The sequence below is a fragment of the endosymbiont of Galathealinum brachiosum genome (assembly GCA_003349885.1).
GTDB lineage: Bacteria > Pseudomonadota > Gammaproteobacteria > SZUA-229 > SZUA-229 > SZUA-229.
In genome coordinates this window covers 24,601-50,080 of sequence record QFXC01000014.1, presented here as the reverse complement: position 1 = coordinate 50,080, position 25,480 = coordinate 24,601, and the positions used below count along the sequence as shown (strand labels likewise).

The 25,480-nt window shown below is 38.4% G+C and carries 25 protein-coding genes and 1 pseudogene; 8 read left to right on the top strand and 18 right to left on the bottom strand.

Annotation, left to right across the window (positions count from 1 at the left end):
* Positions 1-23: 23 nt before the first annotated feature.
* Positions 24-428, bottom strand: a complete 405-nt coding sequence (locus DIZ80_16800; GenBank protein RDH80686.1) for a hypothetical protein — start codon at positions 426-428, stop codon at positions 24-26.
* A 1,096-nt stretch (positions 429-1,524) separates the two neighbouring features.
* Between DIZ80_16800 and DIZ80_16795 the strand changes: the two genes are divergently transcribed.
* Positions 1,525-2,457 carry a hypothetical protein gene (locus DIZ80_16795; protein RDH80817.1) on the top strand — a complete coding sequence of 311 codons (933 nt, stop codon included), beginning with the start codon at positions 1,525-1,527 and terminating at the stop codon, positions 2,455-2,457.
* A 444-nt stretch (positions 2,458-2,901) separates the two neighbouring features.
* Here the strand turns inward: DIZ80_16795 and DIZ80_16790 are convergent, their stop codons facing one another.
* Positions 2,902-3,048: a hypothetical protein gene (locus tag DIZ80_16790; GenBank protein ID RDH80685.1), complete on the bottom strand. Its 147-nt coding sequence runs from the start codon at positions 3,046-3,048 to the stop codon at positions 2,902-2,904.
* Positions 3,049-3,132: 84 nt separating this feature from the next.
* Here DIZ80_16790 and DIZ80_16785 point away from each other — a divergent pair, with 84 nt between their 5' ends.
* From DIZ80_16785 to DIZ80_16765, 5 genes are all read left to right on the top strand, one after another.
* Positions 3,133-3,420 (top strand): hypothetical protein, encoded by a 288-nt coding sequence (locus DIZ80_16785; GenBank protein ID RDH80684.1) that lies wholly within the window; start codon positions 3,133-3,135, stop codon positions 3,418-3,420.
* 158 nt (positions 3,421-3,578) lie between these two features.
* A complete protein-coding gene (locus DIZ80_16780) occupies positions 3,579-4,037 on the top strand; it encodes a host attachment protein (GenBank protein ID RDH80683.1) in 459 nt (152 codons plus the stop codon).
* A gap of 87 nt (positions 4,038-4,124) precedes the next feature.
* The gene (nifJ, locus tag DIZ80_16775; protein RDH80682.1) at positions 4,125-7,793 is read left to right on the top strand and encodes a pyruvate:ferredoxin (flavodoxin) oxidoreductase; all 3,669 of its coding nucleotides are present in this window, start codon (positions 4,125-4,127) and stop codon (positions 7,791-7,793) included.
* The gene (locus DIZ80_16770; GenBank protein ID RDH80681.1) at positions 7,794-8,798 is read left to right on the top strand and encodes a dihydroorotate dehydrogenase-like protein; all 1,005 of its coding nucleotides are present in this window, start codon (positions 7,794-7,796) and stop codon (positions 8,796-8,798) included.
* Between the two features lie 3 nt (positions 8,799-8,801).
* A complete protein-coding gene (locus DIZ80_16765; GenBank protein ID RDH80680.1) occupies positions 8,802-9,986 on the top strand; it encodes an aminotransferase in 1,185 nt (394 codons plus the stop codon).
* Positions 9,987-10,076: 90 nt separating this feature from the next.
* Here DIZ80_16765 and DIZ80_16760 read toward each other — a convergent pair whose 3' ends face one another.
* The 10 genes from DIZ80_16760 to DIZ80_16715 form a co-directional block, all read right to left on the bottom strand.
* Positions 10,077-10,520: a hypothetical protein gene (locus tag DIZ80_16760; protein ID RDH80679.1), complete on the bottom strand. Its 444-nt coding sequence runs from the start codon at positions 10,518-10,520 to the stop codon at positions 10,077-10,079.
* A gap of 243 nt (positions 10,521-10,763) precedes the next feature.
* Positions 10,764-11,441, bottom strand: coding sequence for a hypothetical protein (locus DIZ80_16755; GenBank protein ID RDH80678.1), 678 nt, complete (start codon positions 11,439-11,441; stop codon positions 10,764-10,766).
* A 92-nt stretch (positions 11,442-11,533) separates the two neighbouring features.
* On the bottom strand, positions 11,534-12,403 hold the full coding sequence (locus DIZ80_16750) for a metal-dependent hydrolase (protein RDH80816.1): 870 nt from the start codon (positions 12,401-12,403) through the stop codon (positions 11,534-11,536).
* A gap of 332 nt (positions 12,404-12,735) precedes the next feature.
* Positions 12,736-13,356 carry a hypothetical protein gene (locus tag DIZ80_16745; GenBank protein RDH80677.1) on the bottom strand — a complete coding sequence of 207 codons (621 nt, stop codon included), beginning with the start codon at positions 13,354-13,356 and terminating at the stop codon, positions 12,736-12,738.
* Positions 13,357-14,096: 740 nt separating this feature from the next.
* The gene (locus DIZ80_16740; GenBank protein ID RDH80676.1) at positions 14,097-14,735 is read right to left on the bottom strand and encodes a hypothetical protein; all 639 of its coding nucleotides are present in this window, start codon (positions 14,733-14,735) and stop codon (positions 14,097-14,099) included.
* 50 nt (positions 14,736-14,785) lie between these two features.
* Entirely contained in the window at positions 14,786-15,517 is a 732-nt protein-coding gene (locus DIZ80_16735) for a hypothetical protein (GenBank protein ID RDH80675.1), read from the bottom strand.
* A gap of 125 nt (positions 15,518-15,642) precedes the next feature.
* Complete coding sequence (locus DIZ80_16730; protein ID RDH80674.1) at positions 15,643-16,233, bottom strand: hypothetical protein; 591 nt, start codon at positions 16,231-16,233, stop codon at positions 15,643-15,645.
* A gap of 121 nt (positions 16,234-16,354) precedes the next feature.
* Positions 16,355-17,131 (bottom strand): hypothetical protein, encoded by a 777-nt coding sequence (locus DIZ80_16725; GenBank protein RDH80673.1) that lies wholly within the window; start codon positions 17,129-17,131, stop codon positions 16,355-16,357.
* Between the two features lie 431 nt (positions 17,132-17,562).
* Complete coding sequence (locus DIZ80_16720; protein ID RDH80672.1) at positions 17,563-17,931, bottom strand: hypothetical protein; 369 nt, start codon at positions 17,929-17,931, stop codon at positions 17,563-17,565.
* A 380-nt stretch (positions 17,932-18,311) separates the two neighbouring features.
* Positions 18,312-18,965: a hypothetical protein gene (locus DIZ80_16715; protein RDH80671.1), complete on the bottom strand. Its 654-nt coding sequence runs from the start codon at positions 18,963-18,965 to the stop codon at positions 18,312-18,314.
* A 281-nt stretch (positions 18,966-19,246) separates the two neighbouring features.
* Between DIZ80_16715 and DIZ80_16710 the strand changes: the two genes are divergently transcribed.
* Positions 19,247-19,753 (top strand): HIT family protein, encoded by a 507-nt coding sequence (locus DIZ80_16710; GenBank protein ID RDH80670.1) that lies wholly within the window; start codon positions 19,247-19,249, stop codon positions 19,751-19,753.
* A 97-nt stretch (positions 19,754-19,850) separates the two neighbouring features.
* Here the strand turns inward: DIZ80_16710 and DIZ80_16705 are convergent, their stop codons facing one another.
* The gene (locus DIZ80_16705; protein ID RDH80669.1) at positions 19,851-20,099 is read right to left on the bottom strand and encodes a DUF3297 domain-containing protein; all 249 of its coding nucleotides are present in this window, start codon (positions 20,097-20,099) and stop codon (positions 19,851-19,853) included.
* Positions 20,100-20,289: 190 nt separating this feature from the next.
* A complete protein-coding gene (gene rsgA, locus DIZ80_16700) occupies positions 20,290-21,354 on the bottom strand; it encodes a ribosome small subunit-dependent GTPase A (GenBank protein RDH80668.1) in 1,065 nt (354 codons plus the stop codon).
* A 348-nt stretch (positions 21,355-21,702) separates the two neighbouring features.
* Between rsgA and DIZ80_16695 the strand changes: the two genes are divergently transcribed.
* Positions 21,703-23,514 (top strand): hypothetical protein, encoded by a 1,812-nt coding sequence (locus tag DIZ80_16695; protein RDH80667.1) that lies wholly within the window; start codon positions 21,703-21,705, stop codon positions 23,512-23,514.
* A gap of 69 nt (positions 23,515-23,583) precedes the next feature.
* Here the strand turns inward: DIZ80_16695 and DIZ80_16690 are convergent.
* From DIZ80_16690 to DIZ80_16675, 4 genes and pseudogenes are all read right to left on the bottom strand, one after another.
* Positions 23,584-24,097, bottom strand: a pseudogene (locus DIZ80_16690) (isoprenylcysteine carboxyl methyltransferase).
* Positions 24,098-24,195: 98 nt separating this feature from the next.
* Complete coding sequence (locus DIZ80_16685; GenBank protein RDH80666.1) at positions 24,196-24,495, bottom strand: hypothetical protein; 300 nt, start codon at positions 24,493-24,495, stop codon at positions 24,196-24,198.
* Positions 24,496-24,598: 103 nt separating this feature from the next.
* Positions 24,599-24,901, bottom strand: a complete 303-nt coding sequence (locus tag DIZ80_16680) for a hypothetical protein (GenBank protein ID RDH80665.1) — start codon at positions 24,899-24,901, stop codon at positions 24,599-24,601.
* A 180-nt stretch (positions 24,902-25,081) separates the two neighbouring features.
* On the bottom strand, positions 25,082-25,351 hold the full coding sequence (locus DIZ80_16675; GenBank protein RDH80664.1) for a hypothetical protein: 270 nt from the start codon (positions 25,349-25,351) through the stop codon (positions 25,082-25,084).
* Positions 25,352-25,480: the final 129 nt, after the last annotated feature.

The window sequence follows — 25,480 nt, the reverse complement described above, 5'->3', positions numbered from 1 at the left end:
GTTCTAGTGGGAAGCATGACTGTTTATCGAGGTGCGACTATTACCTTTATTTTTACATCATAAGCCTCTTCTCCTAAATTCCATTTATTTCCAAATAAGAGAAAACTTTCTCCATTTTCATTAGCGGTTAAATCACAGATCTCTCCGCCAAAAATTATACCGGGTTCACGAAAAGGTATAAAACTTCGGCTATCTCTACATTTTACGCTTGCAACTGTTGGTGAAGTAGATGTAATCGCAGGATAATACCCCCACCAACCCGGGAAACCGTTACCAACCGCTAAGACTTCTGTTGATTCACCTACAGACATAAAAATAGCTGTATCTTTGTCTGTTTCTTCAACTAATTTCTCATAGCTGTGTCGAGTTCCTGCGCACCCTTGAAGAAGAAGCACAAGAAAAATGAAGTTAAGAGTTTTGATTTTCATAGAGATATTTATTTATGTGGCTTAAGTTATGATAATAGAGTAATGAAAAGGGTAGTGGATTGATGATAATCAATCATAAAAATAAATGTTTATTGATTATAGATGACTCTATAATTTAAGGCTCTATAAATCTTATATTCCTTACGTTTTTTAGTCTTTTTGATGTGTATCTGAGATACTGCTGGCAGTGATTAAGGGGCTCGTTATCCTGAGGGAGATTCACTTTTACCCTGTTTGTTGTATTTATTTAAAGTGAGTGTTTTTAATCATTTTATCGGCCTTCTACTTGACCTTAATCAAAAGCCTATCTAACTGACTTTTTTAAAATTAACCTATAAGGAGTGATGGTTCCTCATGGGTTTAGTATAAGTATTGTTGATGTTAAAACTACAACGGTATGATGATGAAGGATGAAAAAATGATAAAAGTAAAATATCTATTTATTAGTTTACTGTTTATATCGTTAACTTCCTGCAATTTAAGCAGTCTTGATGATGGCGCCAATAACGTAAACGAACAAACCGTAACGATTTACTTTAGCGGTACTACAATGAACAGCACTATGTGGCGTGCCTCAAGTAGCCCCTTCGATCGGCCTGAAACAATAGCCATCCTTCATCACTTTCAAAAATCTGGAATCGACTATCCTGATCATCACAAGGGTATTGTTGATGGCTTTCAAGGGTTAGAGGCAGCGGTTCCAAACTGGGAAACTAATTTTCACAAAGCAATTGACCTGTTAACACCGGTAATAAGTCAATGTGACGATAAATGTATCCGGCTCAATCTGGTAGGCTTCAGCCGTGGTTCTGTTTCAACCATGCATATGGTTCATCAAATCTTTAGCAATTCAGAATATGAATTTATTAAACAGAAGATCAAAAAAGTTAATATTCTTGTCTTTGATCCTGTGCCCGGTGATGCTGGCCTGGAAGCAGATAATTTCATTTTACCCGCCAATGTTGAATATATCGGGTTTTATTCTGATGACGAGCGTTCTGCTTTATTCTCACCAGTTTTTCCTGCTTTTTCACAGGTTAATGATCCAACGAACCCATTGATTCGTTTTTTTATAGTACCAGGAAGTCATGAAACCATGATTGGTAGCACGAAGATAGATGGTCATCTGCATGATCTCTTAGGTATTAATTTAGGTTTTGATGATGTTGAAAACCTTAATCATGTATCTAGTGCTCTGAAAATAATTGTAACGGAAATAATGGGATCATCCGACTGGGGTCATGTTCGGTTTAATGCCGATTTTGATCCTGACCTGAATCTTGACTGGTATGCAGGTGAAACTGATATAACACTGCTTCAACAAAAACTCAGTAATAAAATCGATGCTATGTATGATGCTCCTATTCCTGCTGATTATTATCTTGGGATGCGCGATAACAGTTTTGATGTATTTACTGAAGCATGGGGCGTAGGTATTTTGGGTGAAGGTTGCTGGAGTGGTTCGCTTATTTATTCAACCATAAGCAATTCACGCTGTGTTTATTCTGGACCATACACTGGACGCCTGTTCGGTACATTGGGTCTTTCAGATGGCTCTATAAATGATGTTACAGACGCACGGTCTTTAAATACCAGAACCAATGAAAACTACGCGATCTGGGATCTGATTGTAGAGCACGGCAGTCTCGATGTAGATGGTGATCTGGTTGATTATAACGAAGATAACTGCCCAGTCATTGCTAACAGTGATCAGTCTGATTTTGACGGTAATGGTACTGGTGATGCCTGTGAAGAAGATGCGGATAAGGATGGTGTACCCGGATTATCTGATATTTGCCCTTACACTCCTCAGGGTGAACTGGTTAACCCTGATAATGGTTGCTCACTCAACCAACTGGCTCCTTGTGAGGGACCACGAGGTAGTGATGAAAAATGGCGTAACCATGGTCAGTATGTTTCTACCCTGAGCAATTATGCAAACGAGTTCGTTACAATTGGCTTAATAACTAGTAAGGAAAAAGGCGATATTATATCTTCTGCTGCCAGATCTAGCTGTGGTAAGAAATAGTATTTGATACAAAGATATGACGGGTAATGCACAAATCATGTTACTCATATAGTCCTCAGCTAAAACTGACGATATATGGCGTAATCTGAAGTGCATAAATGAACAAAAGGGGGGTGACAAACGAGAAATATTTTGTTTTTTAATTAATTATCATTAGTAACGAGTTCTTTAATTATTACTATTGGTCTGGACACTGCTTTGTGGCTTCACCGCGAAGACCTTTGAAATATTCTTGATCCGGGAATATACTAGTTGTATCGATTGAATCTGGTGTCTCTAAATGTCAGTACGGTATTCTTTTTACTCTTTATTTATCAAGAGAATATTGGCAATACGCTAATTTTTGTTTCTTAAGTAATTTATAGGTTTTCTTATTAATTGAAGCAGTAATACCAGCCTTTTTTAGCGCCTTTTTTAATGAAGTTAATCCAAATGTTTTCATTTTTACGGTAGTCGTGCTTTGAATATAGTCAGCCCTGTTCTTTTTGCTGCCTTAGTAAAAATGTCTGACGGCTGTGCATCAATAATTTCTATTCGCGACACGTGGCCTCCCGTATCAATGGATAGACTCATTTTTACATGACCCTTCATTACCTTAGGGTGGATGGCACTGACAGGGTAGATGAGTGATGGTGTATGAATAACTTTTAACTAGTGCTTAATGTGAGGAAAATTATGCCGACTCGAATATTAATTAACAGCGAAGAAGTCACTAATCCTTTTCTAAAATCAATTTTAATATTAGGTGCTATTGTAATCACAGCACTGGTTTCTTCCATTGTGATATTTATATTGTTGCCTATCATCGGAGTTGTAGTCACTTTATCAGTTGGATTCATTATTATTTTCCTTGTTGCATCCGTGCTTAGTGTTGTAGCACTATCTGTGACTGTGGTGTTATTTGCCTGGCTGTTTGGTATTGCTGAATTCAGATTTGAAAACATTCACAAGAGGAATATGTAATTACTATATCAATTTAATGCTCTAACCAGTTGTATTGATTAGTTGTTTATTAGCCATTGTTAATGTTCATCTATCATATATAGGTTTATTGATCAGCGTCATGGTATTTGCGGCCTAATATGTCATAAATGAGCTATACATAATGAGGAGGTGTTTTCATGAAAACTACCATGGTTGTTGTTGCAGACAGCACGAGAGCGCGTATCTTTACATGGGATTCAGAAGATCACACTGTATTGATAGAGATCGAGGATATGACGCATCCTGAAGGTCGGTTACATGAGCGCGATATGACGAGTGATCTTCCGGGTAGAGAATCGGGAGCGAACGGGGCAGGTGGTCATGCATATGATAATAAAGATAACCCTAAAAAACATCAGCAAGTCGATTTTGCTAAACGCATATCAACTCATCTTGATGATGAACGTAAAGCCAATAAATTATCCAGATTATTGCTCATTGTAGCGCCAGAATTTTTGGGTGAGTTACGCGGACAGTTTTCAAACGAACTGAGTAAACTGATTGCATTTGAATTGCCGAAAAATTTAGCAGCTCATGGTGTTGCCGATATCGAAAAGCACATTCCTAAATCATCAGAATATAGAAAAATATTGTAGTTATTATTACGAATGTTATTTTAAATATTGTTGATAGTTTAGTTGTGTATGTTTGAAATTAACTTGCCGTAGAGGATGATGTCGCTAATGCTCGAAACTCAAACAGTAACAATTGATGGTAATCAGGCTGCAGCAACTATTGCTTATCAAACCAATGAAGTCATTGCAATATACCCGATAACGCCTGCTTCACCTATGGGTGAATGGGCGGATGAATGGGCATCTCGTCAAAAACCCAATATATGGGGAACGGTTCCTAATATTATCGAAATGCAAAGTGAAGGTGGTGCGGCAGGTGCAATTCATGGTTCGCTACAGGCAGGAGCATTAACCACTACCTTTACAGCATCGCAGGGATTATTATTAATGATCCCGAATATGTTCAAAATTGCAGGTGAGCTTTCACCTGCAGTCTTTCATGTTGCAGCACGTTCTGTGGCTGCACAGGCATTATCAATTTTTGGTGATCACAGTGATGTGATGACTGCACGTACCAGCGGTTTTGCTTTTCTGTGTTCTAATTCGCCGCAGGAAGTGATGGACATGGCGCTCATTGCTCAGGCTGCAACATTACAATCACGTATACCGATTGTACATTTTTTTGATGGTTTTAGAACTTCCCATGAAGTAACAAAAGTGACCTCAATTGATAGCAGTGTAATTAAACAGTTGATCAAGCCAGATAACGTGGCACAGCATCGTCAACGCTCATTAACACCGGAGCATCCTGTATTACGTGGCAGTTCTCAAAATCCAGATGTTTTTTTTCAGACCAGAGAATCGGTTAATACGTATTACCAGACAATGCCTGCGAAGGTGCAACAGGTAATGGATGAGTTTGCACAGCTTACAGGGCGGCAGTACAATTTATTCGATTACCTTGGTTCTTCTGAAGCCGGACGCATTATTATTTTAATGGGATCCGGTGCAGAGGCCGTACATGAAACTGTAGAGCACCTCTGTGAGAAGGGTGAAAAAGTTGGGTTGATTAAAGTACGCTTGTTCAGGCCACTGGATAGTGAGGCCTTAATTAAAGCGATACCCGCAAGCGTTCGTAAAATTGCTGTACTCGATAGAACCAAAGAGCCAGGATCAGATGGAGAACCATTATACAAAGATATAGTCACAGCACTTGCACAACATGTTGCAGCAGAAGATTCCAGATTTACACAGATGCCAAAAATCATTGGCGGTCGATTTGGGCTATCATCCAAAGAATTTACACCCGGTATGGTTAAAGCTGTTTTTGATGAGTTGAATGTAGTAGTCCCTAAAAATAATTTTACGATTGGCATATATGATGATGTCACGCACAGCAGTTTGAGCTGGGATAAAACGTTCCGCACAGACGCACACAAAGATACCTTCCAGGCAGTTTTTTACGGGTTAGGTAGTGATGGCACGGTGAGTGCCAATAAAAACAGTATAAAAATTATTGGTGAGTGTACTGATAAGTTTGTACAGGGTTATTTTGTTTATGATTCAAAAAAATCAGGTGCAGTGACTGTTTCACATTTACGTTTTGATAATAAACCCATTCATTCAACGTATTTAATTGGCGATGAAGACGCAAACTTTGTTGCCTGTCACCAACCGGTTTTTCTTGAACGATATCCAATGTTGGACATGGCAGCGGATAATGCTGTTTTTTTATTAAACACATCTGTAACACCTGAAAAGGTTTGGCACAGTTTACCGTTACTTATGCAACAACAGATGATTGATAAACAGATACAGTTCTATGTTATTGATGCGTATAAAGTGGCAGATTTAGCTGGCATGGATAAACGTATTAATACCATTATGCAAACCTGTTTCTTTTCTATTTCTGGAATCTTACCAAAAGAGCAGGCTATCCAGTCAATAAAACAGGCAGTTAAAAAAACCTATGGAAAAAAAGGCCAACGTTTAATAGAGTTTAATTTTAAAGCCATAGATAGAGCATTGGAAAACCTGAATAAAGTTGACGTGCCAGAACAGGTTACCAGGCAGACAGAAATAAATGATCAGCTATCAGAGTTTACTCCTGATTTTGTTAAAAAAGTGACCAATGAAATTATTGCCGGTCGTGGAGACCAGATTCCGGTGAGTCTGTTTCCTGTAGATGGTAGTTATCCGCTGGGAACCGCTGCATATGAAAAGCGTAATATTGCCTTAGAAATTCCTGTGTTAGATGAAAACCTTTGTATTCAATGTGGTAAGTGTCCATTGGTGTGTCCACATGGGGTAATTCGTAGCAAAGTATATGACGAGTCCTTTATTGATGTTGCGCCAGTGCTATTTAAGTCAATGGCTGTTAAAGGTAAAGACTTCCCACAAAATCTCTTGATGAGTTACCAGATATCACCTGAGGACTGTACGGGTTGTGGTTTGTGTGTCGATATCTGTCCAATACACGACAAGACGAATGTTAGCAATAAAGCATTAAACATGGTTTCTTATACTGACGAATTACGTCAGCAGGAAAAGGTAAACTGGGAGTTCTTTTTAGGATTACCTGATTATGATCGCACCTTGCTTAAAACTAATACTATAAAGGGTGCCATGTTATTACAGCCCTTATTTGAGTTTTCGGGTGCATGTGAAGGCTGTGGTGAAACACCATATATAAAACTGGCCAGTCAGTTGTTTGGTGATCGAATGTTAGTAGCAAACGCCACGGGTTGCTCATCTATTTATGGTGGAAATTTACCGACTACGCCGTGGACAATAAATGCACATGGTAGAGGACCTGCATGGTCGAACTCATTATTTGAAGATAATGCAGAGTTTGGCCTGGGTTTGCGATTATCTGTTGATAAACAAAAACAATATGCAACAGAATTAATAGTGCAACTAAAAGCAGAGTTAGGTGAAACACTGGTTGATGAAATTTTGTCAGCTGATGAATCAATGGAAGCAGGTATTGAGAAACAGCGTGATCGTCTGCATAAAGTGCGTGAAAAATTACTATCAATAGATACATTCATTGCACAGGAACTGCTAACTGTTCTAGATACCTTGTCACGTAAAAGTGTCTGGATAATTGGCGGTGATGGATGGGCCTACGATATTGGTTATGGCGGTTTAGATCACGTGCTAGCTTCGGGGCGTGATGTTAATATACTGGTATTGGATACCGAGGTGTACTCCAATACCGGTGGACAAACTTCAAAAGCCACACCACGTGGTGCCGTGGCAAAATTTTCTGCTGGAGGAAAACCATCACCTAAAAAAGATCTGGCTCTGTTAGCAATGGATTATGAAAATGTATATGTGGCGCATGTGGCTTATGGTGCTAAAGATATTCAAACCATTCATGCGTTTAATGAGGCAGAAGCTTATGAAGGGCCATCACTTATTATTGCTTACTCTCCTTGCATTGCGCATGGGATTGATTTAAAAAATAATCATCAACAGCAGCAATTGGCGGTTGATAGCGGGCATTGGCCTTTATTTCGTTATAACCCACAAAATGCTAAGAAAGGTATTAATCCTTTACATCTTGATAGCAAGGCACCATCCATTCCGTATCGAGAATTTATCGAAACAGAAGTTCGATTTAATATGCTGTGGCGAACGCACCCTGATGATGCTGAAAAAATGTTAGAACAATCACAGCAAGATGTTGTACATCGTTATCACTTTTATGAGCAACTCGCAGGTTTGCCCTGGGATGAAGATAATTCAACTCAACCACCTCATAGAAAATTGGCATCGCTTGTTAAAGCTCAGAAAAATGCAAATACCACAAAGCATAACGGGGAGGGTGAGTAGATGGTAGATTTAAGCACACAATATCTTGGTTTAACACTTAACAATCCTCTAGTTGCATCTTCGTCACCACTTACTGCAAATTTAGATGATGTTAAGCGCCTGCAGGAGGCCGGAGCGTCCGCTATTGTTTTACCTTCATTGTTTGAAGAAAGTATTCAGCATGAACAAAAACAGCTTGAGTCATTTGTGCACTCACAGAGTTTAGGTCACCTTGAAGCAGACTCTTATCACCCTGTACCAGAAGAATATAAAGGTGAGCTTGATAATTATCTCGAACATTTACAGAAGCTTAAATCTGCATTAGACATTCCAGTGATTGCCAGCCTAAATGGTATTACAAATAACGGCTGGATTGATTACGGAAAAGACTTGATGCAGGCAGGTGCGGATGCACTGGAATTAAATGTTTATTATGTTGCTGCCGATCCCACCCAAAGTGGTATCGACGTTGAGCAGCGTTATTTGGATTTACTAAAGGCCTTGCGCCAGCACATTAATATACCGGTAAGCATGAAGTTGTCCCCACAGTTTTCATCGGTTTCTAATATGGTGTCGAAACTACAAACTGAAGGCGCTGATGGTGTTGTGCTGTTTAATCGTTTTTATCAACCAGATATTGATCTTGAAACGTTAAAAATAAAACCGCAGCTTGAATTGTCTAATTCTACAGAGGCTTTGCTTCGAATTCGTTGGATAGCGCTCATTAGAGGTCGCGTCGATTTATCTCTTGCGGCAACCGGTGGATTTTATACGGTTGAAAGTATTATTAAGGCGTTATTGGCGGGTGCAGATGCCGTGTATCTATGCAGTGTGTTACTGAATAAAGGCCCTGAGTATATTGCTGAGTTATTACTGCAACTTACTCACTGGTTAACCGATCGTGAATATGAATCTATTAAACAGATGCAGGGTAGTGTAAGCCAGTTTTGTGCAATTGATCCGGCCAGTTATGAGCACAGTAATTATAGAGATGTGATCAAAAGTTATCGTTCTAATAAGGATTAAATCATGACATTTATCTCTGATATTGTTTCAAAATATGTGCATGAGGCACAGATATCAGCCATTAAAGAAATGGCAATTCGCAGTGCAAAAATTCCTGATTCTGTTTCACTTACCTGGGGTTTGCCGTCATTTCAAACGCCAGAATACATTCGAAAGGGAGTGAAGTCGTATCTTGATACCGATGAAGATGCCGGTAAATATACCTTGCCTGATGGCTTATTAGCATTACGAGAGTTAGTTGTTACGACACATTATAATAAAACCGGCAGAAATGTTGATGCGAATAAAAACGTGATGATTAGCTCCGGTAATATGCAGGGGTTAAATACCCTGTTTCACACCATGTTAGATCCGGGTGATGAAATTATTCTAACGGATCCCTGTTTTGCATCACACATACAGCAAATTGTTTTGTTCAATGGTACACCTGTTTACTGGCAGCTAGATGAAGCGAATGACTGGCAACTCGATATAGAAAAGTTACCATCTCTCATAACAGATAAAACGCAGGCCATTGTTCTGGTATCACCCTCGAATCCAACAGGTAAAATTTTTAGAAAAGAAGATTTAATGAAAGTGGGGTGTATCGCAAAAGAACATAATATTTTAATTATTATTGATGACCCCTATAGTGACTTTTTATATGAAAACAGCGAACATTATTTTAATTTAGCCTCCGTTGAAGAATTTAAAAATCATGTAGTGTATTTGTATTCTTTTTCCAAATCATATGCAATGAGTGGCTGGCGACTAAGTTATATGGTGATGCCTGAAGAGTTAAAACATGAGGCCTTAAAAGTTCATGATGCTACGATGATTTGTGCCTCTCGTATTTCTCAGCTTGCGGGTATGGTTGCCCTGTCTGAAGAATCTAATCATAAAGAAATATTTCAGGGTGTATTGTCATCGAGAAGAGACCTTATTGAAAAGCGTTTAAATAATGTGCCACATGTTTTCGAATATCAGAAACCTGAGGGTGCCTATTATGTTTTTCCAAAAATTATGGTTGAACATACAACGTCCTGGCAGTTTTCAATTGATTTATTAAATAATGTAAAAGTGGCGGTCACACCGGGAAGTGCATTTGGTCCTTCAGGTGAAGGGTATGTTCGCATGGCATATTGTGTTGATGAATATTCTATTAATCTGGCATTTGATCGAATTGAACAATACTACGGTAGCTCTTGACGGTTATATTTTGCCGCATTAATCTGGGTCAGAGATCAATTTGCACTAATATTAAAAACAATTGTTCTCTGAGCCCGTTTATTTAGTAGCTTATTTTAGACTGCCAGCTTTCCGCGCTTTGGCAAGCTCGGTGAATGTTATGGCTCTGGCGTTACTGCCCCAGGCAGAGCGCTGATAATTAATCAGATTGAGTAGTTCGCTGTCGTTAAGGCGGCCGACGTATCCAATGGGTGGCATCCTGCCGGAGTACATCTGGTTGTCCACGATAAGTCCACCGTGATAGCCGAAAATGACCCGACGCAAATACTTCTGAATTGTAGCCGCATCGTCTGAATTCACCCGAGTGTTGTCAGCCAGGGGCGGAAAGAAACCGGGGATGCCTTTGCCGCCAGGTTGATGACACACCGAACAGTGTTGCATATATAGGGCTTCACCCACTGAGCTTGCTTGAACAGGTGAGACGGTAAGTAACAGAGCGGTAGCCGCCACAACACCAGGGCTTGTTATTGATATAGTTTTCTTTCGAATATTCATCTTATATTCTCCTCTGTAAAGCACGTAGCATGGGGTGAGATAACAAACTCCAACGCTTATAATCGCTTTACAATATCTTTAAATTAGATAACTGAGTGTGGCGCCTATAGCTGATTCACCATACCAGTCTGACCCTAATTATCAATAGATAAACGCTAGCCAAAAATAATTATTAAGGCCAATGGTTATCTTTGTCAACATCCTTTTATTTTAATTACTCTGGTACCTTTAGTTATTTAACGCTTATATTTTTCTGGCCAGATAAATTGTATGACGACTACCTTTACCTTTATGTGCTCTAACGGTTTTAGTTTCAACCTTAAAGCGGAATTTTTTCAGGTGTAGAGGAAATTTTGGATCATGCCATGCTGACCATATAGCTAACACGCCACCCGGTTTAAGTGTTTGTTGTATAGCCTGTAAGCTTTCACTTGAATACAGTTTGTTATTGTCGGCATGTGTAAAGCTCTCTGGGCCGTTATCAACATCTAACAATACAGCGTCATAAGTGGGCTGCTTTGTTTTAAAAAGCTCTGCTACATCACCAAGTTTCACCACAACTCTATTATCATTAAGTGGCCTGCCTGAGCATTCACCTAATGGGCCTTTATTCCATTCAATTACTTCGGGCACCAGTTCTGCGACCACCACCTCAGAACTTTTTGATGCGGCTTTAAGTGCAGCGGTTAGTGTGAAGCCCATACCCATACCGCCAACTAATACCTTCGTATTCTCCTTGCCCTGAATATGCGCACAACCTAACTCAGCCAGTGCGACTTCTGAGCCATGGACACGACTTGTCATTAATATGCCGCCTACACCTTTTAGAGAAATAGAAAACTCATCACCGCGCTGAGTTAACCTCAGTTCACCACCGTTATTGGGAATGTTAGCTGTGCCAAGTAATGTTGTAGGGAGCATGATTTTTTAATTTAAAAATGGAAATCTAGACTTGATTACAGGGTGGCAGAGCACATGCATTCCAGTGTTAGCAATGTGTACTCTGACATCTATTATACTTCAAGTGCGATGGTTGCCATCTTCATTGTGCTTTCAAATGATTCTGCACCCGCAATAAATAAACCATTATGGCAAAACATGGCATCATCAATTCCAGTTACATCTTTAAGCTCTTTATCAGATAAGCCAGCCCATGGTTTAGGTAGTGATTTTCTGTCTTCGAATGAACCGGGTTCAACCGGTACCGTTTGAATTCTCCATTGCCCAGTCTGAGACGGATAAATCATATATAACGCTTCTTCAGATAAGGCGTGAACCGTTCTTTTCCACGGGGTATATTTTTCTAATACAATCACTCTTGGGTCTTCTGCATCTTCAATCGCTTTAGCCACAATAGCTTTCGCACTAATACCACCGTTAGCAGATGCAATGAATCGTGTTAAAACGCGTGTTGCAAAATCAACCGCTTCATCAAAACAGGTATCAAAGTGACTATCTTCTTGCCAGGTCGGGTTAAACATTCCAATAGTCTGGCTAAGGCTGATACCGTCATAAATTCCCTCGACATGACCGCAATCGATAGCATCAATCGTTGATACCAGGCCAGAATCAACCCCATTTGCTACATCCTGATTATCCTGGCAAATTTCCAGGCCATATTTTTGCCAGATCAAACCAAATGAGGAATAGGGAATACCATTTTCGCGCTCACCGGCACCACCGCGTTGGTGATGATCAAAACGGTCTGCATCCGCGTCATATACACCCCCTACATCAACCACAATATCTGCATTGGCGATTAAGTCAGAATCACGTGTACGAATGAGCTTAAAAGAAGGAAATATGATCTTAAGTGCAGCGATACTGAAAACATCGTCTGCATGAAAATTACCGTTGTGAGTTGCTATCGTTTTGTCGTTCATTAATTTTTGTGTCATGTTTGAAAGTGATAATAGGGTGTCGCTAGTTAAATATTAATTTTGGGAGGTATTTAATAAGCAAAAACTTGATGGCGGATTTTATACGAAGACAGCTAACAAAAATAGCTGATTTTAGTAAGTAAATTATTAAATTGATGTTACCCGGGAAGGCGCAATTTTTTGCTCCGAGCCGGTTTAATGTTTTGTTGTGAGTTTTATTGAGTAATCAAAAGGCCAGTGATTTCTCAGGAGAAAATCCATAGAGAAGCTGGTTCAGGAGCTATTGTGGGTGGATTTAAGGCAGGCGCCGTGAAGCACCTGCCTTTAGCCATGTCTTAAATCGTGGGAGATTTAATTTGACGTCTTCTTAGCCCGGCCAAAGCGATCAGCCCGGATCCCATTAGCCACAACGCCCCCGGAACCGGTACGGCAGCAACAGATGCATAAGCAACTGATACATCAGCGGAACGAACAGCCAATGCATAATAATTAAATCTCTTATCGCGATCATTCTGACGGCCAAGGTTTAAATTGTAGGTCCAGGCGCTGGATTCTCCCCTGTAATCAAGTGGAGCGTGTCCTGCACTATACCAGTAACCGTCGTAGGTCTTAACGTTGCTAAAGGGAGATGGTGCAGACGAAGTAACTCCTTCGTTGTAAAAAAGATGGCCCATCTCGCCTTCATCGGTAAACCCTGTAGAAGTTCCTGGCGTTGTGGGTAGCCGCCAGTCATCATAGCCGGCAAATTCCAGAGTGTCGGCCCATGCCATGGCAGCATCCCAGTTCATTTCCCCGTCAGTATCATAGCCCGAAGTCATGGCGTAATTGGCATCCTGAAGCCACATGAGGTTGGTGTTGGTATCTGTGAGGGTGCCATCAAGATTGTCGATGAGTGCGGCATTTGCCGTACCAGCCATGCTGAACAAAAATAGTCCTGTTAAAAGTTTCTTTTGCATTTTTCTAACTACTCCTTAGTTTATTTATATAATTATTATTTTGCATTTAGTGTCTATATAACCAATAAAAACACACTCTAACAATGAAGCTTACGTTTTAGTGGTAGTTTTTTTAATGTTATAAATAAAATCCATATAATTATAACTAGTTATAAGTTGCTGATTAATATATAAATAAAAGAGTAATCTACAAAAACAGCAACAAATAAATTCAATTATAAAAACATATGAATTAATTGTTTTTTGTCGAAACTATGACACATAATATATAAACAAGACCTGATAAACAAGATTTTATATTTAATAGACTTAAATTACAGTTATCTTTAAATAGTTTGATAATAATTTGTATTAACAGGGGAGGAGGATACAAAATTAACTAAATATTGTGTAAAAGTTCTGGGAAGTGAAAACCTCACAATTGTCTGTTATCGGCTAGATAACAGGTTCTGATTGATGATACGCAGGGCCCGATATATAGGGAGCATGCCGTTTTGCATCCCGTTAGAGTTCTGTTATTTCCTGGTGAATCATAAATGATAATAGGGGTGTTGATGGGATGTTAAAAATGAAAGGATGAATTATTGATATATAAGGTTGTAAAAGTACAGTAAACGGACATTTAATGTCCATTTTATTAAAATCACAAAAACCCGCATAAAAATCCAAAAATCTGGGTCAGATCCAGGTATCTGCTAAATTAGTGAAAATTGCGATCTGACCCCGTTTATTATAGAAAATTAACTTTCATAATCTCTATTTATACCAGGCCCATGTGCTTTTTTATTTACTTTAGATGAAAAGGTCACTTCTTTGTTTATTGATTTAATTGCTTTGTACATGTCCTTTATACTGTTCCCATAATTCATTGATATGTGAAAGAAACGCCCATCTTTTAATAGAATGCCGTGTTGCATTATGCCTTTACCAGCGTGAGACAGCTCCTGTCTATTTTCAAATCTTTTAATATCTTGCACGTTTACATTAAAAGACCATGGTGAATGATCTGGATAATTAACGGTGAATTTTTCTCTGGTAATTATTGCTTCGTATATTGCAGAATGCGATACATGCCACCATGCCACCAGGAAGAGTAGCAGGCTTGAAACAGGAAAGGCTATGAGTATTGCCAGACGAAAATCCTCCTGTACAGTTTGCCCGGAATAAAATTCATAGGCATATAATCCAGCGACATACACCCAGCAAAAGACGCCCATTCTGATATACAACTTTGATTGTTGTTTACGTGATTTGGTGTATTGATAAATAATATCGTCAGTCATTGTTTTTGAGTGGTTAATGTATGAGTTAACGGGGCGCGTTTTATTAAGTTCTCTTAGATGAGCGATTTGTAACCTAATTAGAGCCAGAGCGCACATAGTCTAATATTGAGAACAATTGTACTCTGACTCCTGCTACCTGTTATAAATTATTTTCCTCGACCAAATGAGGTTAAGGAATATTCAATCTCTAAAGTATTGTCATCATTTTTGTTCATAACACTTTCTATTGCTCTGCTGTATGCATCTACCGGGTTTTGTGCTGCAGTTAGTATTAACAGGCTCTCAAAAGATTCTAAAGTGGTAAATACAGCACCTTTGTTTATTGTGTTGGTTACGTACATTTTTACCACGTTAAATGGCACATCATTTGAAAGTTCCATTATGAAGTTGTTTTCAGATCTGGCTATTCCCCCAATGTCGCTAAAAAGCTCAAAGGACGATATTTTATCAATATCGAATTTACCAGCAGGGGTTGTAGCTACGATAGACGTTGGAACAGGTTTTCTTTCATAGTTCATACGGCTATTTGAGCCGTTTATGGTAGCGACGGGTTGTTTCTTAATATCTTTGTCACTATATTTGAAACGAGCACTGAGAACTTTACCTTTTCTTGTTGTCGTCATTAAATAGTGGGATTTCTTTGAAAAGTGTTCTGATTTGAATTCCCAGATAAAACTGACATGTATCCGGTCTCCGTCTACTTTATCAACATGCCATGTGCTCTTAAATCCGTTAGCACGATCTTCTAAAATAGCAAAATCACCAGCCCGTGGATTATCATGAATTTCAATAGCGTTAATCGCGGGCAACTCATGTTCCTGTATAAAAATGGCACAGGAAGAAAGTAATAATACAAATATAATACTATATAGTTTCATGTTTTTAATTCCGGCATAATGCGTGAGAACAGGGGAGGTAGAGTAATAATTATAGTATGACTTTTTACTTTTTCTTTTCCTCATATAAGTATTAATCGGGTCAGGGTATCCTCCAGTCAGTTCCTTTATTTGTCATTTGTTTCATGTGACATATTTTTCTGGAAGGCTAAACGCTCGATAGTTACGATAGGGCCTAATGAAACACAGAGCATTAGATAAGAATATAATGTAAAACTATCTAATGCATTTAGCTTGTTTAATGAGAGCAGAAAAAAGACAATAGAGATTATGAGTAAATTAGTTATTTTTGAAGTATTTAATTCTCTAATAATTAAAGAGCTTTTATTATTTTTTGGGTTTACGTATATGGGTAATTTTCCCTCGTTAACTGATAATTCATTGAATTCAGCATAATTTTCAGCTTCAAAATTACTAAAGAATGGTAGATCATCAATTAGAGATGCTTTACTTCCTTTGTATGTTTTTCCAGATATTGAATAAGTGTATTGAATATTTAATGAATTTACTTCTTTGTCTTTTTCACCAAACAGGTAATGTCCTTTTGCTTCATTTAATACATTAATATTTTGTATTTCAGCAAATGTTTTATGCCAATATTTTGCAACAAAATATTTATAATATGTAATTGCAATTAAATATAGACATGAAAGTGAAATTGTAGAATAGAGATAGAATTCAACTGTATCAGAATTCATTTTAATTTCCTTATGGTGCTAACATATATTTACGTCGATAATGATATGTTATATCACGTCACTATAGCTATATAAATACATGTTTCTGTCTCAGTATGATTACTGGAGTTTATTTTAAATCTTATACGACAGGAGGTTTCTTAAGATTAAAAGTTCTCAATTTAAGTAAGCCCTGCTTTACTCTTCGATCCTGAACCTTTTTGGTTAATTTTTGCTTAAATATCCCGCCTTGAAGAATCGCTGATGGCTTTTGGGGTTTATTTATTGACTTACTTTCCAGTAGTTTCTCGTGTGTAGTCTTATCATTGCCTTCACCTGAAGATAGTTTAGCCGATGGTCTTTGTTCTAATCTAAATGAATCAACTACATTATCACCTTCTATGATGTCAACGTATATGCCAACAGGTATAGATGCCCTGTTGAATTCGACTTCAGAGTCGAGATAGATAGCTGATGCCTGGAAAATCAGTTCTTCCTTGCTATTCATTGCAAGGTTTTTTGCATTAGTTTCAAATTTTCTCCAGTCTGCATTGTTTTGAAAATTTGCCCATAGGGGGATAATATTGAATGGAACATCGGGCCCCCCAAGGTCCAATGTCATAATGTAATCCTTATACATATCTGGGCGCCCTGAATTTCTTACATTACCCTTCATGAAATTTCGGCTTTTAACCGATGTTGAAACTGAAAACTGGCTGATAGGGTCAGGTGTTTTTGGGCGTACATCAGCCTCGGTCACTTCAATAACACCTTCTACATAGATAGGGCGTTCAAATACCGGGATACGAGCATAAAACCAGCCCATCGTCTCAATAATGATCTCGACGGGTTTATTGCGTTTTATGCCTTTAAATTTTTCATCGAATTTATAGGAAGTTGTTTCTATAACTTCGTACATATACTTGAATCTCCTTGCAAACATAATAGATATTAGACGTTGGTAACCACATGTTATATCACGACACTATTGATACATATAAATGCATGGTTAGTCATTAACGCATTGATATCTGATGTTTAAATATTGTAATAGATATTATTTTTAGCGTTAGATTAAAACACAGGTGATAGAAATAGGGTAGGCCTTATGTTTTATACGATGAAAACATAAGGCTCTTCCTTTATTTTTAATATTGCTCAAATTTTAACCAGGCAGGTTAACCGGCAACGAATCTTCATACACCAGATGCACCCCTTTAGGTATACGAAGAAATGGGTGTTGCCGCATAATTATGGTGTCAGTAAAGTTAAGGGAAGTACAATCTGCCTCCCGTTTATTTATATCACGATACTTTAATTACTAAAATCTTTATTACTTTTATTAAGTACTCATTCAAGCCAGTCTAGAGCTTCTTCACGAGAACGAAATACATTGCCTTCGGCATCCCAACCATCCTTAATAAATACATGCCACATTCTATTCAGCCCATATTCAAGATCGCGGGATACATACATTGACAGTTTAGCAGAGCCAAAATCAGAACTTCGATCTGTGCAAAACACAGCAATGGTTTCAAGGTCCGCTATAGTTAAATGATCTGCTCTAAGCTCACTTTCATCTACCAGCAGACGCATACCTGGAACCCAGTCTTTATGAGCAAAAAGAGTATCAAACATTGATGGGTATTTTTGAGCATCAATGGCGCCGGAAATTTTCAATTCGAAGAAGCCTTTATGGGCAGTAATCTGATATTCCATTTTAAGTATCCAATTTATATATTATTTTAATAATCTGTCTAATTTAATCCGGGTCAGAGAACAATAAACTCTAATATTAGAAATAATTGTTCTCTGACCCGGTTTGTTAGATATGCAAGCTAAAGTTGTTCAACGTCTTTAGTTTGCAGAAATTATAACTAGTATTACTATGCCTATGATAATTGTAAATAAGCAGCCAACACCTTTTGAGATGGTTGCTCCAAATGATTGCCCGCCAGCTAAAGCACCCAAGATAACGATTACAACAAATAACCCTACCCAAAACTCCACTTCAATTCCTCAATAATATCATGTTTAATTTTCTTCTAAAAAAACGGGTCAGATCCCGGTATTTATTAATATACACTGATTAAAATCACTCAGGCACCTTTGTTAATTCTGTATTTGATTAAAACACCTATCAGGGTAATTGCAGATAATAATATCAATGGTCCGTAAGTAGAAATATCAAACAAGTCCTCTACCGAAGCAGATGTAGTAGCATTATAAATAACGTTTGAATATATGTAAGATTTTATGGAAATACCTAATATCGCCGCGGGTATGAAGTGACTTAGTTTAATGTTTAAGATGCCTGAGCTGTAATTAATCAGGGAATGCGGAAAGGCTGGAAATACACGTAGGGCAAATAAAACAAAAAAGTTATCCTGTTTATGGAGAAGTTTATAAGCATGCGAATTTTCAATTCTCTCGATCCAGTCATCGGTGAGGCGCTTTGAAAATAGATATGCCGTTACACCACCGAGTGTGGCGCCAGCAGCAAGAATAAAGGTGGCCATTGCAGGTGGATAAAGTGGTGCTGCAATCCATAGAAAGAATGATCCTGCCAGTGCAAAGGTAAACATAATGATTTGCAGCAGGATTAACACCAGAATCAACCACCAGTTATCAGCATAATCTCTGGCTATATTGAGCATCTTTTCGGCATCGAGAAAACCGGCGATCTCTAACAATATGCCAGTGGTGACCAGTAATACCACGATGGTTAACTCTTTAATATAAGACTGGATCATAATGTTCTCTTTCTAAAGTGAGGCAGTGCGCAATTAACTTTAATAGAAAAATGGGGTCAGGTCTTGTGTTTTGACTAAGTTGTTCTTCTATATAACGAAAAAGCAAGACCTGCCCCCGTAAGTTTGCTGATACCTGTTGTTCTAATAACCATGTTTTATGCTTGATCACATGTATTACCAGATATCGTTAGCCCCTGACAAATAAGTTGGACCATTAGATATTTACTTAGAGGTTACGGTACAATACCCGGCTATATTTTTAGTAATAATAAGAAGCCATTATGAGTCCATCTCACTCAGAGAAAAAATGTTATTTTTGTAAAGTAGTCAATGGCGAAGCCGATCCATTTATATTCGAGAATCGATCATTCGTTAGTATATTTGATACTAACCCGGTGAATCCTGGTCATGCGCTGATTATGCCCAAAAGACCTGTTGCTTCGATTTTTAGCTTAAATCAAACCGAACACGATGACTATTTTGATGCGATTTATGGCGTCAAGCAGGTTGTAGAATCGACGGATATGAAAACACTCTACGAAGAGATGCTTGAAAGAGATAGTCTTAAAGATCGTCCCACAGATCACATTGAAACAGTTTTGAAATTACCGTTTCTGGGAGATCAGCCTAATGCCTATACACTCGGAAATAATGATGGAAGAGAAGCAGGGCGCAGTATCGATCACTTGCATATAATCGTGTTACCTCGTTTCAAAGGCGATGTAGAAAATCCAGGCGGCGGTATCCGAAATGTCATTCCTGACCGAGCTCAATATAAAAGGTTGTGAGGCATTTGTTCTCAAAGGGGTCGGTGACAGTTACTAATGATTCTCAATTGTCACCGACCCCTTTTAATACTTTTAATAATACCAAAGGTCGAACTACTTAATTATAAAAGGCTTCAACCGTTCCTTTTAGTTTTATCAAAAGCGGTTGTCCCCGTCGGTCCAGCGCTTTAGGAGAAGCGACTTTTACCCAACCTTCACTGATGCAATATTCCTCAACATCGGTACGCTCTTTTCCGTTCAACAGAATACCAACGTTGTGCTCGAAAATTTCTGCCACATGATGTGGGCTACTGGGATTACCTGAAAGGCGATCCGGTAAATCTGGTAGCGATTTAGTGTCGTTCATATTGGTGACCTGAAATAAATAAAAAGTGCGTTATTGTAGACAATATAGACTTAACGCTCAAGAACTGCAGTAGATTTTAAAAGCATTGTAAAGTGACTTGTGAGTTTCACATGATTGGCAATTAATCTGGGGCAGAGGTTTATATACTCTAATATTAGAAGTAATTGTTCTCTGAGCCTGTTTATTTCAATTATCTCTGCTTATTCTTAATAGCTGACTTAACCAGCTTTCCAAAACTTTTATCCTTTTTTTTCTTTTCTAAATAAGACATTTGATTGAAGTCAGATTCTTTCTTCATCTTCAGGTAATTTTGATAGCGCTGTTCTGACAAGATGCCATCCTTTATAGCAGCTAAAATTGAGCAGCCTTTTTCGTTGCTATGAGAGCAATTACTAAACTTGCAGTTTTGGGCAAGCTTCAGTATTTCTGAGAAAGTCTCGTCCAGGCCGTCATCTACGGACATGCTACCAAGCTCTCTCATGCCTGGTGTGTCTATTATCATTGCGCCACTTTCTAACTTAATCAATTGACGACTTGTTGTAGTGTGTCGTCCTTTACTTTGAATTTTGCTAACTGATTGAGTATCAAATTGATCCTTACCTATTATGCTGTTAAGAAAGGTGGTTTTGCCAACACCGGATGAGCCTAATAAACAATAGGTGAAACCACTTTTTAAAGAGCTAGTAACTGAGTCAATATTATCTCGATTCAAATTGCTAAACGCTATTACGGTAGTTTGTGGTGCAATGATCATAACTTTTTCCTTAATTTCATCAACCTCATCTTTGGGCATAAGGTCGCACTTGCTCAGCAAAATAACAGGTTCAATGTTACTTTCATTGACCATAACTAAATAGCGCTCTAGTCTTCGCAAATTAAAATTATCGTTCAAAGACTGAATAATAAAAGCAATGTCAATATTTGCGGCAATCAACTGAAAATCAACTAGCTTACCAGCCGCCTTTCTTTTCAGAATAGTCTTTCTTGGGAATACACCATATATTATTGCATGGGTATCATCATCGAAAAAATCAGCATACACCCAGTCACCAGTAGTAGGAAGGTCAGTAGCAGACTCGGTAGAGTAAAGAAGGTTTCCCGACAACTCAGCAAATATCTCCGTTTCTCCTTTTGTGATGACGTAGCTATCTTTATGCACAGAAACTATTCGAGCAACATCATGTGCTGCAATTTGTTCATTATCCGATTGGCTTTTAAACCAGTCGTTATAACCTATGCTTTTCAGATCACTCATAACTTAGTTTATGTTTCTGTATTAATTAATGGGGTCAGAGATCAATATACTCTAATATTAGAAACAATTGTGCTCTGACCCCATTTATTCATTATCAAATGTGAATCTTATAACCCTATAAGAATGCGCTTATTATCCTTAATCGATTAACTATTATAAAATCCCAAACAGTAAATAATGAATAACAAATGATAAACACAGGAAGTAGGATAATCGGTGTCAAATTCTATATGGCAACATGTCTGGTTGCTATCTGGTCTTTAACTTACTTTGGTAGACCTTTTGATTAAAATCTATTAACTGTAAATATCAATAAATGAAAAAATCATATTGAGATAAGGTGGAATTATGAAGAACGTATATAAAATATGTATCAGTGTAATTTTATTAACATTCTCCCTGTCAGCTGTAGCAAACGATACTCGTATGCAGAAATCTTTTGATGAGCTTGATCGTGCATCCGGGCACACATCTTCATCAAACACCGGCAAATCGAATACGGAATCTTCCAGTAAAACGGCTCAACCCACCGCCGTACCAGGCAAAGCAAATATAGAGAGTGATAAAGTTTACAAAGCAGGGGGTTATGAGCCTGCGAATATTACTAATAATTCTGATTATAAAATCATGGGTACTATAAGTTATGTGGCCTGTAAATCCGATATTTATTATGTTGAACCCCATTCTAAATGGACAGCTAGCACCAATAGGGGTATATGCCTTATAAGCGATATAACAGGCGGTATCGTTTCCGGTAAAGTAAATATAGGAAAGATAAATATTTCAGATCTGGCATCGATGAAAGCACATGCTAGAGCCATTACAAAAAAACCTGAAAGTAAACATGGCGAAAAGCTTGAGGTAACTAAATACGAATCAGAACCAGCCACCGCATATTCGGATTTTCGAATTGATGCGTTTGGTGATCGTTATCGTATCTATTCAAAGAGTGAGTTTGCCAGCGAAAACAGTCGAAAAAGTAGTACAAGTCCTGGTTTCAAACTAATTAATGATACAGCCTGGCCCATTGCATATTCATTTGATCAGGTGGGCTGTCTGGCACACGGCATTGTTCCTGTCACTTTTAATGACAAGCAGGGCCAGACTATCGTTAAAACTGGTGCGGTCTGGTTTACCATGCTTCTCAATATCCAGCCGGATGGGCTTGATCCGCAATCTGCATCCAAATGTGCTGAGCCGGTTATCGAAATAGTAGGGGATGTCGCACTTGCAGTTTTGACTGCCGGGGCGGGTGGTGCGGTTAGCGCAGCAGTTAAGACGGGTACAAAAGTGGCTGTTAAAGCTGCAGCCAAAGCAGCTGTTAAGGCTGGTACTAAGGCTGCCATTAAGAGTATAGGAAAAAATCTTAAGAGTCAGCTTGGTGAATATCTTGTTAACAGTGGCTCGCTAACCATGGAGGGACAGTATGCAGGTTATGACTGGCCATTTCGCTGCGATAAAATGCCAGAATACCGTATAACAGGTGGGCCTGAAGTATTGAAAGATACATTGGGTGACTATTATCTAAGTGAAGGCAATCCATTTACGGTTACCAAAACAAATACCTGTGGTAACGACATGATGACAGGATCGTCAAAATCGGCAAAAGCCAAAACATGGAAAATGCCAAAGAGTTTTTCCGAAGCCGTTGCGGTTGCTAGTAATGTTACAACGGGTTCATCTGTCGGTGGCACCAATGCTAAACCTCTGGCACCAGTTTTGAGTGCATCTACAGTTATTGATACGAAAAGTTTCTTCCGTCTAAAAAACCGTTGGACGGGTGAATACATGCATGTCGAACATAAAACCGGAAGCGTGGAATTACAAAAGCAAGTTCCTAAAGGTTGGTTCAGTGCTATGTGGTCATTTGTACCGGTGCAGGGTAATTTCTTTAGGTTAAAAAATCGTTGGACAGGTGAGTACATGCATATTGAAAATAAAACCGGTCACGTAGAGTTGCAAAAAAAGGTAACGGATGGTGGTTGGTGGAGCGCTCAGTGGAAGAAAATAAAAGTAGAGGGAAATTACATCAGGTTAAAAAATCGCTGGACCAGCGGCTTTATGCACAATGAAAATAAACAGGGAAAAGTACAGGTAACATCCGTTTTAAAAGCAGGTGGTATGTGGAGCGCGCAATGGATGCTGGAAAAAGTTCGTTAATGTTTTAGGGGGCGAAGTCAAACTTGACTCTGCCCCCATTTATTTCTGTATACCCTCCACCTAGGTCTCTCAGTATACCCCAGGGATCAACCGATAGTGTACGCGTTGTGCATAGTCTCGATAGCCCGGCAACTCTTCCTGTAAAGTCTGGTCTTCAAGTACGGTTCTAATCACCGTGATGATTGATGCTACCACCGCAGGAATCAGTGTCCATACTGAGCCATAGAGGAAATTCGGGGGACCAGTTATAGCGATGGTCTAGACCTGTCACAATGACCATAGGAAACACGACACTCACCGCCATCAGTGGAGCAAGTACTTTGTCCCAGGCCTTTGCGTTATGAAAACTTTCTTTATTTTGTCTTTCAGCCGTTATATCGGGATGTCGCTGTTCGGCCCACATGCGCGCCCCTATACCAGCGGTTAAGATCAGTAGGGAATAGAGCCATGCCTGCCACCAGCCGAGGTCCCCACCGCATATCAGTAAAATCAGCGGAATAAGGAGATGCGCCAGAACTAATCTAACCCATTGGCGAGGGGATGCTGTATTAGCTGCCTTTTCACTAACCGTCTTCGCTGACATGTCATTCCCCAAGATAAAACATAATTAATCGGGGTGAGAGATCAATATTTTAATATTACAAACAATTGTGCACTGACCCTATTTATTCCGATTATTTATCATGCTTGTTTTACAATTCTATCAACAAGACTAATTGCTAGCGTTAAATAACAGGAAGAAATACTGTCGTTATTCTTTTTACAGTTATTCAATTCTTCTAATGGTTTGACGGTTGGGCTTCTATAGTCAATAGGAATACTGCTTATTGCTTTTTCAAAGTCAGTCCCGACTGAATCAGGGATTTCTTTATCTGAATTATATGCAGCCCAGTAAGTCTTTGCAGTTTTCTTAATTGATAGTGTTCGACCATTATTTATTATTTTTTCAAATGCTGCTTCTGCTTCTTCGTGTTGTGTCATGTTTTGTTCTCTTAATTTATAAAAACTGTGATCTGAATGGTGCCAGAGCACACACTCATTCTAATATTAGCAATAATTGTGCTCTGACCCCATTTATTCTTGTTTATATGGTTTCATTAAAGACGCTTTTATCATTATCACATACAGAATCTAACTCTACACCTGTGTTGCTTCTATTCCAGGTGAATCCATCATGTGGACCAAAGCGTTTAATACTTGTTGTTGAAGGATATGCCAGCCATCGAACTTTTACTAAACAGTATTGATTGCTTTCATTTCTTATTGTGACTCTATTTTGACTTGTGTAATTACCAGTTGTAGTGCCCGCAAACCCTAATATTTTAAAATTCCCGGCATAAGCCACATGCTGTGCAGACATGTCATTGAAACCTCTCATGGTTTCCATCGAGCATCCTACTAGTAAAGTTAAAAATAAAAATACTGTATATTTTTTCAAAATTATTCTCCTAATGGTAACGATAGTTTATAAAATTCGGTTTAGTTAAAGTCAAAAAAACTGGAATTTGATCCTAGTTTTTTGATAACTGGCCTTCAGTAGTTATCATTTAAAATAAACCGTTTAAGATCAATAGAGAGGGACGCCCCATGTTCGTAATAGTTTAGCTGTTTTAATAGAAATATCATTCACAAATATGTCAGATTTTTTGTTACATGAATATTGTTCTGATGTTTCAACGGCTGTATCATAAAATTCGTTAAATGATGTATGAATTGATATATATCGATTAATGATATATTCCTTGCTACTCATCCACCCATATAAGCCTTTCTGTTTATCGAGTGTTTCTTTCATTTTATCTAGTATTGCATGATCGATTTCATTTAAAAAATTCATTTTGAATCAATGATTTCTGCAATCATTATTTTTACGTAAAATGTATTAAATGCTTTTAATTTGGCCTTAATTTGTGCATCTGTTTCTGCTTTTATACTAAAACTCATTAGTATTAAGAGTATTGCTGTA

Coding starts and splice junctions, on each gene's coding strand:
- DIZ80_16680 (RDH80665.1), bottom strand. CDS start 24,901: ATGGAAACCATGAGAGGTTTCAATGACATGTCTGCACAGCATGTGGCT.
- rsgA (RDH80668.1), bottom strand. CDS start 21,354: ATGAGTGATCTGAAAAGCATAGGTTATAACGACTGGTTTAAAAGCCAA.
- DIZ80_16800 (RDH80686.1), bottom strand. CDS start 428: ATGAAAATCAAAACTCTTAACTTCATTTTTCTTGTGCTTCTTCTTCAA.
- DIZ80_16795 (RDH80817.1), top strand. CDS start 1,525: ATGATTGGTAGCACGAAGATAGATGGTCATCTGCATGATCTCTTAGGT.
- DIZ80_16735 (RDH80675.1), bottom strand. CDS start 15,517: ATGAAACTATATAGTATTATATTTGTATTATTACTTTCTTCCTGTGCC.
- nifJ (RDH80682.1), top strand. CDS start 4,125: ATGCTCGAAACTCAAACAGTAACAATTGATGGTAATCAGGCTGCAGCA.
- DIZ80_16770 (RDH80681.1), top strand. CDS start 7,794: ATGGTAGATTTAAGCACACAATATCTTGGTTTAACACTTAACAATCCT.
- DIZ80_16725 (RDH80673.1), bottom strand. CDS start 17,131: ATGTACGAAGTTATAGAAACAACTTCCTATAAATTCGATGAAAAATTT.
- DIZ80_16750 (RDH80816.1), bottom strand. CDS start 12,403: ATGAACGACAAAACGATAGCAACTCACAACGGTAATTTTCATGCAGAC.
- DIZ80_16785 (RDH80684.1), top strand. CDS start 3,133: ATGCCGACTCGAATATTAATTAACAGCGAAGAAGTCACTAATCCTTTT.
- DIZ80_16720 (RDH80672.1), bottom strand. CDS start 17,931: ATGGAATATCAGATTACTGCCCATAAAGGCTTCTTCGAATTGAAAATT.
- DIZ80_16745 (RDH80677.1), bottom strand. CDS start 13,356: ATGCAAAAGAAACTTTTAACAGGACTATTTTTGTTCAGCATGGCTGGT.
- DIZ80_16710 (RDH80670.1), top strand. CDS start 19,247: ATGAGTCCATCTCACTCAGAGAAAAAATGTTATTTTTGTAAAGTAGTC.
- DIZ80_16755 (RDH80678.1), bottom strand. CDS start 11,441: ATGCTCCCTACAACATTACTTGGCACAGCTAACATTCCCAATAACGGT.
- DIZ80_16705 (RDH80669.1), bottom strand. CDS start 20,099: ATGAACGACACTAAATCGCTACCAGATTTACCGGATCGCCTTTCAGGT.
- DIZ80_16695 (RDH80667.1), top strand. CDS start 21,703: ATGAAGAACGTATATAAAATATGTATCAGTGTAATTTTATTAACATTC.
- DIZ80_16675 (RDH80664.1), bottom strand. CDS start 25,351: ATGAATTTTTTAAATGAAATCGATCATGCAATACTAGATAAAATGAAA.
- DIZ80_16715 (RDH80671.1), bottom strand. CDS start 18,965: ATGATCCAGTCTTATATTAAAGAGTTAACCATCGTGGTATTACTGGTC.
- DIZ80_16765 (RDH80680.1), top strand. CDS start 8,802: ATGACATTTATCTCTGATATTGTTTCAAAATATGTGCATGAGGCACAG.
- DIZ80_16740 (RDH80676.1), bottom strand. CDS start 14,735: ATGTGCGCTCTGGCTCTAATTAGGTTACAAATCGCTCATCTAAGAGAA.
- DIZ80_16730 (RDH80674.1), bottom strand. CDS start 16,233: ATGAATTCTGATACAGTTGAATTCTATCTCTATTCTACAATTTCACTT.
- DIZ80_16780 (RDH80683.1), top strand. CDS start 3,579: ATGAAAACTACCATGGTTGTTGTTGCAGACAGCACGAGAGCGCGTATC.
- DIZ80_16760 (RDH80679.1), bottom strand. CDS start 10,520: ATGAATATTCGAAAGAAAACTATATCAATAACAAGCCCTGGTGTTGTG.
- DIZ80_16685 (RDH80666.1), bottom strand. CDS start 24,495: ATGACACAACACGAAGAAGCAGAAGCAGCATTTGAAAAAATAATAAAT.
- DIZ80_16790 (RDH80685.1), bottom strand. CDS start 3,048: ATGAAGGGTCATGTAAAAATGAGTCTATCCATTGATACGGGAGGCCAC.